Raw genomic sequence first — 735 nt, forward strand, 5'->3', positions numbered from 1 at the left:
ATCCGGTGCCGTTGCCCGTGCGCCTGTGGCAGGAGGAGGTCCACCGCCCAGGCGTGTACGATCTGGAAGTCGATACCTCGCTCCTGAGCCCGAAGCAGTGCGCGGATACGATCGCAGAGCAGCTTCGGCAAGCACCGTATCCAACAACGTTTCAGAAACTATCAAACCCATCCAGCGTGGCCCTTGAGCCGTTTTGACCGGCATGGCCGCCGCAGGCGGGTTCGTCCAGATCGGCGAAGCCTGCAAACGGCCGGCGATTGCATCGTGGAGCTCTCGATTTCAGCGGCCATGCGGTCCGGCACGAAACGGGTCAGCAAATATCCGCACGCCTTCCAGATCGCGATCATCAGGAATGCACCCGCATAGCCATCCAAGGCATAGTGCCAGCCAAGCACGACGGAACCGACCATAATGACGCCGGCGAATAACCACATCACAAGACCGGCCAGCCGCGACCGCCGTGTTGCATAGAGGGCGAACAGCACTGCCATCGCAACGTGCAGGGATGGGAAGGCGGATATACCGACGCTGCCGGTGGTTAGGCCGGTATAGCCACTCCACAGCATATCCTGCGTGCTGAGCGCCCAGATCGGATAGACGCGATCGGCGACGGCAAGTGCTTGCATGAGGGGGTGAAAGTCGTTGCCGAACCCCAATCGCTCGTAAAAGCAGGGGCCAGCCGACGACAGGCCCATCGCGAGGAAGAAGCCACCCAGCGTCCACACCGTCATGAAG

2 protein-coding genes are annotated in these 735 nt (G+C 61.4%); one reads left to right on the top strand and one right to left on the bottom strand.

Going from position 1 to position 735, the window contains the following annotated elements:
* The first annotated feature begins 17 nt into the window (after positions 1-17).
* Positions 18-197 carry a hypothetical protein gene (locus EOB49_RS34380; protein ID WP_281060636.1) on the top strand — a complete coding sequence of 60 codons (180 nt, stop codon included), beginning with the start codon at positions 18-20 and terminating at the stop codon, positions 195-197.
* On the opposite strand, the gene EOB49_RS34385 is transcribed toward EOB49_RS34380, so the two are convergent.
* A partial coding sequence (locus tag EOB49_RS34385; protein ID WP_127383539.1) for a phosphatase PAP2 family protein occupies positions 162-735 on the bottom strand: 574 nt, incomplete at its 5' end. The two genes, EOB49_RS34380 and EOB49_RS34385, sit on opposite strands and share 36 nt — an antisense overlap.

It is taken from the genome of Mesorhizobium sp. M7A.F.Ca.MR.148.00.0.0 (genome assembly GCF_003997735.1).
Lineage (GTDB): Bacteria > Pseudomonadota > Alphaproteobacteria > Rhizobiales > Rhizobiaceae > Mesorhizobium.